At 75.3% G+C, this 7,582-nt stretch carries 6 protein-coding genes; 4 read left to right on the forward strand and 2 right to left on the reverse strand.

Annotated features, from left to right (window positions below):
• Positions 1–103 precede the first annotated feature (103 nt).
• A complete protein-coding gene (locus ABZW32_RS21850; RefSeq protein ID WP_356218175.1) occupies positions 104–616 on the forward strand; it encodes a hypothetical protein in 513 nt (170 codons plus the stop codon).
• Positions 617–686: 70 nt separating this feature from the next.
• Here ABZW32_RS21850 and ABZW32_RS21855 read toward each other — a convergent pair whose 3' ends face one another.
• On the reverse strand, positions 687–2,009 hold the full coding sequence (locus tag ABZW32_RS21855; RefSeq protein ID WP_356218192.1) for a cytochrome P450: 1,323 nt from the start codon (positions 2,007–2,009) through the stop codon (positions 687–689).
• Between the two features lie 296 nt (positions 2,010–2,305).
• Between ABZW32_RS21855 and ABZW32_RS21860 the strand changes: the two genes are divergently transcribed.
• Positions 2,306–4,372, forward strand: a complete 2,067-nt coding sequence (locus ABZW32_RS21860) for a phosphocholine-specific phospholipase C (RefSeq protein ID WP_356218177.1) — start codon at positions 2,306–2,308, stop codon at positions 4,370–4,372.
• A gap of 60 nt (positions 4,373–4,432) precedes the next feature.
• Here ABZW32_RS21860 and ABZW32_RS21865 read toward each other — a convergent pair whose 3' ends face one another.
• The gene (locus tag ABZW32_RS21865) at positions 4,433–5,365 is read right to left on the reverse strand and encodes a LysR family transcriptional regulator (protein ID WP_356218178.1); all 933 of its coding nucleotides are present in this window, start codon (positions 5,363–5,365) and stop codon (positions 4,433–4,435) included.
• Between the two features lie 88 nt (positions 5,366–5,453).
• On the opposite strand from ABZW32_RS21865, the gene ABZW32_RS21870 reads away from it, so the two are divergent.
• Positions 5,454–6,389: a zinc-binding dehydrogenase gene (locus ABZW32_RS21870; protein WP_356218180.1), complete on the forward strand. Its 936-nt coding sequence runs from the start codon at positions 5,454–5,456 to the stop codon at positions 6,387–6,389.
• Positions 6,386–7,444 (forward strand): alpha/beta fold hydrolase, encoded by a 1,059-nt coding sequence (locus ABZW32_RS21875; protein ID WP_356218182.1) that lies wholly within the window; start codon positions 6,386–6,388, stop codon positions 7,442–7,444. The genes ABZW32_RS21870 and ABZW32_RS21875 overlap by 4 nt, the downstream gene beginning before the upstream one ends.
• Positions 7,445–7,582 lie beyond the last annotated feature (138 nt).

Consider the following 7,582-nt stretch of genomic DNA (forward strand, 5'->3'; position numbering starts at 1 on the left):
TGAGGTGGACATGACATCTCAAGACCCCTGTGGGACATTCCGTGACGCACTCCGCACCGGCCTCGCACCACACCCCCACAAGGACGTGTCAAGGAGGAGCGACATGCTGCACCTCACGCAGCCGCACCGGACGAAGCTCGGTATCGCCGCACTGGCGCTCGCGGCCACCGTCGCCGGCGTCACGACCGCCACCGCGTCACCCACCGCCGACCAGAAGGTCGACGGCGTCATCGTCGTCGCGGGCAACACCTGCGGCTGGACCAACGCCCGGACCAGCGCCAATCCCCCCACCACCCTCACCGTCGACCGCAGCAGCATCAACAAGCCCGGCGGCAACCTCACCTGTGACGGGAGCATCACCGCCTCCCTCAACAACAACCCGGCCTTCACCTTCGACGACACCGCCGCGACCGCCCGGACCGATCTGATCGACATCACCGGGCAGCAGAGCTTCATCTCCTGCCGCTACAAGGCCACCAACATCGTGTGGGACCGCGACGGGACGACCGGGAAGTACCTCAACAGGGCCTTCACCGCCACCAAGACCTCGGGCAGCTTCCTGTGCCCGGGCTCCGTCACCACGGCGGCCGGGGGCGCCTCCATGCTCTTCCACTGACCGGCGGCCGGGCCCGCCCGCACCCGCTCCGCCCGGTACGCCGCCAGGGCGGGCGCGGGCGGACCCGGGATCAGCCCAGCGTCGCGGGCGTGGGGCCGTCGGGACGGACCGTGATGCTGTACGCGGCCCCCTCCGGGACGGAGCGCAGGCGCGGTGCGCGGGCGGGCAGCAGGTGCTCCAGGAGGACGGTCGACTCCAGGAGGGCGAACCGCAGGCCGAGGCAGGCCCGCGGCCCCATGCCGAACGGGAGGTAGCTCCCCGGGTGGGCGGGGCGCCGGCCGGGGACGGTGAAGCGCGCCGGGTCGAACCGACCGGGATCCTCCCACACCCCCGGGTCGCGGTGCGTGAGGTAGGGGCAGACCAGGACGTCCGTGCCGGCCTCGATCCGGTACCCGCACAGGACGTCGTCGCGCGCCGCGCTGCGCGGCAGCATCCAGGCGGACGGGTAGAGGCGCAGGGTCTCGTGGACGAGGGCCTGCACCGCCTGACGCCGCTCCGGTGAGCCTTCGGGGCCCGCCGCCAGGGCTCCTTCCCGCGCCCACGGGTTCCGGTCGAGCAGCAGGTGGAGCCAGGTCAGGGTGGTGGCGGTGGTCTCGTGACCGGCGACCAGGAGGGTGACCAGCTCGTCACGGACCAGCCGGTCGGTGTACTCGGGGCGCGTTCCCGCCGCGTCGAGCAGCACGTGCAGCAGGCCCGGGCCGTCGGGTCCGGCCGTGCCGTCGCGGGCCGCCTCGATGGCGCGGCTCGCCACGGCGTCGATCCGGGCCAGCTCGGCGGCGACGGCCCCCCGGGCGGCGCCCCCGTCGGCGGGCAGGGTGGGCAGCTCGGCCACCACGTGCGCCACGGCGCCCAGTTCGCGTTCCGTCGCCGGGTCGAGGGGATGACCGGTCAGGGACCGCCAGATGGTGTCCAGGGCGAAGCGGCGCATCTCGTCGCCGAGGTCGAAGACCCCACCGGTGCGGGCGTACCCGGCCCAGCGCGCCGCGGCGGTCCGGGCGGCCCCGGCGATCCGCCCTTCGTAGCGGCGCATCCCGGGGCCCGTGAACTGGGACTGCAGCAGCCGCCGTTGCCGCTGCCACGCGTCGCCGGTGGCGGCCAGGACCCCGTCGCCGATCAGCAGCCGGGCCCGGTGAGAGCGTTTGACGTACCGGTCGGGACGGAGCGCGAGCACGTGCTGGACGGCCTGCGGCGCGGTGACGAGGACCGCCGGTGCGGAGCCGGAGTCGAGGTCCAACGCCGCGATTCCGCCGAGCCGTTCGCGCGCCAGGGTGAAGAGGTCGATCGGTTCCCCTCCCCCGGCCCTCCACTCGGCGACGAGCGCGGGGTCGAGCTCGGGAACCCGCCGGTCCGCCGGGGACGGGACGGGAATCCGACCGGAAGTGCGACCGGGGATGCGGCCGGGGCCGGCGTCGGTGGCCACGGTGGTCTCCTGTTCGGCGGGTGTGCGTCGTCACGTGCCGGGTGCGGGCATCACGCACTGTAGGGGAGCGGGGGCTCCCCGCGACAGGCCGCCCGCCGACGGGGCCGGTTCGTGCCCCTCCCGGTCGCCGTCTGGCCGAACTCCGTCGGAATCCGGCTGCCGTTCGCCTGGTGTATCCGCTGCCGTCACGTCAGGCTCCCTGTCCGGTACCCCGGCCGCGCTGTGCTGGGGGCGCTCAACCACCCCTCAACCACAGAGGTCGTACCGCCATGGCAGAACTCAACCGCCGCCGTTTCCTGCAGCTCGCGGGCGGCGCCGCCGCCCTGACCATGCTCGACGAGAGCATCGCGCGGGCCGCCGCCATCCCCGCGCAGGGGAGCACCGGCACCATCGCCGATGTCGAGCACATCGTGGTCCTCATGCAGGAGAATCGTTCCTTCGACCACTACTTCGGCGCGCTGCGCGGCGTCCGCGGTTTCGGCGACCCGCGCCCGGTGACCCTGCCCAGCGGCAAGTCCGTCTGGCACCAGTCCGACGGCACGAAGGAGACGCTGCCCTTCCGGCCGCCGTCCGACGACCTCGGCATGGAGTTCCTCCAGGGCCTCAACCACGACTGGGCGGGCGGCCAGAGCGCCTTCAACAAGGGCCGCTACGACAACTGGGTGCCCGCCAAGACGCCCACGACCATGGCCCACCTGACGCGCGAGGACATCCCCTTCCACTACGCCCTCGCGGACGCGTTCACCGTCTGCGACGCCTACCACTGCTCGTTCATCGGCTCCACCGACCCCAACCGCTACTACCTCTGGTCGGGCCACACCGGCAACGACGGCAAGGGCGGCGGCCCGGTCCTCAACAACGCCGAGGCGGGCTACGGCTGGACCACCTACCCCGAGCGCCTGGAGGCGGCCGGCATCTCCTGGAAGGTCTACCAGGACGTCGGCGACGGCCTCGACGCGGCCGGCTCCTGGGGCTGGATCAACGACGCCTACCGCGGCAACTACGGCGACAACTCCCTCCTCTACTTCAACAGCTACCGGGGCGCCAAGCCCGGCGAGCCCCTGTACGAGAAGGCCCGGACCGGCACCGACGCCAAGGCGGGCGAGGGCTACTTCGACAAGCTGCGCGCCGACGTCGCCGCCGGCACCCTGCCGCAGATCTCGTGGATCGCCTCCCCCGAGGCCTTCAGCGAGCACTCCAACTGGCCGTCCAACTACGGCGCCTGGTACATCGCGCAGGTGCTGGACGCCCTCACCTCCAACCCCGACGTGTGGGCCCGTACCGCGCTCTTCATCACCTACGACGAGAACGACGGCTTCTTCGACCACGTCGTCCCCCCGTACGCCCCCGCCGACGCCTCCCAGGGCCTGTCGACCGTGCCCACCGCCCTGGACGTCTTCCCCGGCAAGCCCGGGTACGTCGCCGGACCGTACGGCCTGGGCCCGCGCGTCCCGATGCTCGTCGTCTCCCCGTGGAGCACCGGCGGTTACTCCTGCTCCGAGACCTTCGACCACACCTCGGTCATCCGCTTCATGGAGCAGCGCTTCGGGGTCCGCGAGCCCAACATCTCGCCGTGGCGCCGCGCGGTGTGCGGAGACCTCACCTCCGCCTTCGACTTCGCCCGCAAGGACACCGCCGCCGTCCGGCTGCCCGACACCGGCGCCTGGGCCCCGCAGGACCGCGACCGCCACCCCGACTTCCGGCCCACCCCGCCCGCCGAGGGAGCCGTACCGCGCCAGGAGAAGGGCCTGCGCCCCACGCGGGCGCTGAAGTACGCCCCGTACGTGGACGGCGCCGCGCTGACCGGGGAGGGGAAGTTCCGGCTGACCTTCGGCGGCGGCCCGGACCTGGGGGCGCAGTTCTACGTCACCTCCGGCAACCGGACCGACGCCCCCTGGACCTACACCACCGAAGCGGGCAAGTCGATCGCGGACGTCTGGAACACGCGGTACTCGGCCGGGGTCACCGACCTGACCGTGCACGGCCCCAACGGCTTCCTGCGCGGCTTCCGCAACCCCGGCACCACCCCCGGCCCCGAGGTCACCGCCCGCCACAACGCCACCACCGGCAACCTGGACCTCACCCTCACCAACGACGGGGCCTCGGCGGCGACCCTGACGGTCACCAACACCTACGGGGGCGGACCCAAGCGCCTCACCGTCGCCAAGGGCGCGACGCTGACGTACACCGTGCCGCTGCGGAACACGCGGCGCTGGTACGACGTGACGGTCACCTCCTCCGGGGCGCCGGACTTCCTGCGCCGCTTCGCGGGCAAGGTCGAGACGGGAGCGGCCGGCCTGTCGGACCCCGGGATCCTGACGGACCAGTCCTCCTGACGCCCGTCCCGAGCGGTCGCCCGGCGGGCGGCCGCTCGGATCCGCCCCGCACCCGTACCCCTACGCGGGCTCCGGCTCCGGCAGCCAGTCGCGGGCCGGGTCGTACTCCAGCCAGCGGCTGCGCCCGGCCTCCTCCGCGAGCCCGGCCAGCAGCGCGGGCAGCCCGGGGTGGGGGTCCGCGGCGCGCCACAGCAGCGACCAGGCGTAGAGCGGGGTGGGCCGTACCAGCGGCACGGACCGGATGTCCGGGGTCCGCGGGAGCGGCACGTCCGCCGGCATCAGCGTGAAGCGCCGCGGGTCGCCGCGGAGCCCGGACAGGAAGTGGTCGCGGCCCAGGTTCGGGCTCTCGGCGTGCTCGGCGACCCCGAACCGGCGGGCGAAACGGTGCAGGAAGTCGAGGCGGTCCAGGGCCCCCGGGGTCCACAGCACGCTCCCCCGCAGCTGTTCGGGCCGCAGTTCGGGCTCGGCCGCCAGCGGGTGGTCCGCTCCCAGGACCGCGTCGACCGGCTCCAGGCGCACCAGACGGTGCGTCAGCCCCGCCGGCAGGGGCGGGTGGACGCGCCCGAACGCGGCGTCGACGTCCCCGTGCAGCAGCGCGGCGGCCACCGAGGGCAGGTCACGGCCGTGCCCCGGTTCCAGGGCCGCCTGCCCTGCGGCCGCCGCCACCGGGGCCAGCGTCCGCATCGGCGCGTACAGGTGGCCCCACACGTCGACCCGCAGCGGCCGGTGCCCGTCCCGTACGGCGGCCACGGCGCGGTCGGCGGCGGCCAGGGTCCGGCGCGCCGGTTCGAGGAAGCGGCGCCCCGCGTCGGTCAGCCGGACGCCCTGGCCGCCTCCCCGGTCGAACAGCGGCGCGCCGAGGGCGGACTCCAGACGGGCGATCCGTTTCGACAGGGCCTGCTGGGTGACGGAGAGCGTCTCGGCGGCCCGGCCGAAGTGCAGTTCCCGTGCGGTAGCCACGAAGGCGCGCACCTGCGCGAGATCAAGATCCACTCGCTCACCTTAGGCGACAACCCCTGGTTGTCGTCCGCTCCCGCCGGTTGTTGGACCGCTCCGCGGGCCCGCCGTTTCCATGACGGGCATGAGGAGACTGATTCCCACGGGAGATCCGGCGCGGCCGGTGGAGTTCGCCGAGGACACCCAGCCGGTACCGGCCGACGGCGAGGTGCTGGTCCGGGTCGAGGCGTTCGCGCCGAACCGCGGAGAGACGTTCCTGCTGGAGCGGCCGCAGCCCCGTCCGCTCCCCGGCAAGGACGTCGCGGGGCTGGTGGTGCAGGCGGCGGCCGACGGCGGCGGCCCGCCGATCGGCACCCGGGTGGTGGGCCACCCTCCGCTGGGCGGCTGGGCGGAGTACGCGGCCGTACCCACGCATTCGCTGGCCGTCCTGCCCGACGGCATCGACTGGGTGCGGGCCGCGGCACTGCCGCTGGCCGGGATCACGGCCCTGCGGCTGCTGCGCACGGCGGGGAACCTGGCGGGCCGCCGCCTCCTGCTGACCGGGGCTTCGGGTGGCGTGGGGCACTACGTCACCGAGCTGGCCGCAGCGGCGGGCGCCGAGGTCACCGCCGTGACGGCGACCCCGGCGCGCGGGGAGCGGCTGCGGCGCCTGGGCGCGGCGGCGGTCGTGCACGAGGTGGCCGCGGCGCGGGGGCCGTTCGACGTGGTGCTGGAGTCCACCGGCGGCCCCGCCCTCCCGGTGGCGCTGTCCCGGCTCGCGCCGGGCGGGCTGCTGGTGTGGTTCGGACAGGCCTCCAGGACCCCGGCGACCCTGGACTTCTTCGACTTCTTCGCCGGTCCGGAGGGCGCCTCGATCCGGCACTTCCACTACGCCGGGGCCCCGTACGCCGACGATCTGGACACCCTCGTACGCCTGGTGGGGGCCGGGCGGCTGCACCCGGAGATCGGCCGGGTCGCGGGCTGGGAGCGGACCGCCGCGACACTGGTGGACCTGCGGGAGCGGCGGATCCGCGGCAAGGCCGTGCTGACGACGGGCCTGACGACGGGGGCGGCCCGATGAGGCGGGCACCGGCCGCGGCCGCGGACACCGCCACCGCCACCGCCACTGCCAGCGCGGTCGCCGCCGTCGCCGAGGAGCGGTTCAGCCGGGCCACCGGGGCCGGGCTCGACCCGCACGAGTACCGGTGGGTGACGGCCGGGCCGGCTCTGGCCGACGGCTGGGCCGAGGCGTTCGCGGCCATGGGCCGGCGCCACCTCGCCCGTGCGGAGCGGGCCGCCTCGGCCCTCTCCGAGGGCGGGCACCTCCAGGTCGCGGCCCGCTGGTTCCACTTCGCGACGCTGGGCCCGGACCCGAGGGGCCGGGCCCAGGCGCGGGCCGCCGGAGAGGCCGACGCGGCCATGGGACGGGCGCTGGCCCTGCTGGAGCCGGGGGCGCGGCGGATCGAGGGGCCCTCCTTCGCCGGCTGGCTGCGCGGGCCGGCGGACGCGGCGGCCACCGTGGTGGTGGTTCCGGGCCTGGACTCGGGGAAGGAGGAGTTCCACGCGGTCACCAGGGCGCTGCTGGACCGGGGGCTGACGGTGTTCGCCATGGACGGTCCGGGCCAGGGAGTGCTCGCCCCGCACAGCACCCTCCGGCCCGACTACGAGCGGGTGGTGGCCGGGGTCGTCGACGCGCTCGGCGTCGACCGCGTCGGGCTGATCGGCCTCAGCCTGGGCGGCTGGTACGCGGCCCGCAGCGCGGCCCTCGAACCCCGCGTGGCCGCTGTGGCCACGGTCAGCGGGCCGCTGCGGCTCGACTGGGACGGCCTGCCGCCCGTCCTGCGGGAGCTGCTCGCCCGGCGCGTCGGCGGAGCGGAGCGGGCGCGCGCCTTCACCGGCCGGGTCGACCTGTCGGGGGTGGCGCCGGACATCGCGTGCCCGCTGCTGGTGGTGGACGGCGGGCGGGACGTCATCCCGGGCGTGGTGAACGGGGCGGGGCTGGCCGCGCTCGCCCCGCGCGGGGAGTACCTGCTGGTCCCGCACGGCGAACACTTGCTGGGAAACGCCCACCCGCACTGGCTGGCCCGCACCGCGGACTGGCTGGCCGAAGCCCTCACGGCCCCCGGCCGGCCCTGACCGGCCCCGCCCCGGCCCCGGCACGCTCCACCCCGCCGCGGCCGCGGCCCCGGCCCCGGCCCGCTCAGCCCCGCCCCGCCGCGGCCCCGGCCCCGGCCCCGGCACGCTCAGCCCCGCCCCGCCGCGGCCCGGGCTCCG

It is taken from the genome of Streptomyces sp. NPDC004667 (genome assembly GCF_040609475.1).
In the GTDB taxonomy this organism is placed as follows: domain Bacteria; phylum Actinomycetota; class Actinomycetes; order Streptomycetales; family Streptomycetaceae; genus Streptomyces.

What these genes read in the sequence shown, in the direction of transcription:
- ABZW32_RS21850 (WP_356218175.1), top strand. Translation starts at nt 104, where the DNA reads ATGCTGCACCTCACGCAGCCGCACCGGACGAAGCTCGGTATCGCCGCA.
- ABZW32_RS21870 (WP_356218180.1), top strand. Translation starts at nt 5,454, where the DNA reads ATGAGGAGACTGATTCCCACGGGAGATCCGGCGCGGCCGGTGGAGTTC.
- ABZW32_RS21875 (WP_356218182.1), top strand. Translation starts at nt 6,386, where the DNA reads ATGAGGCGGGCACCGGCCGCGGCCGCGGACACCGCCACCGCCACCGCC.
- ABZW32_RS21860 (WP_356218177.1), top strand. Translation starts at nt 2,306, where the DNA reads ATGGCAGAACTCAACCGCCGCCGTTTCCTGCAGCTCGCGGGCGGCGCC.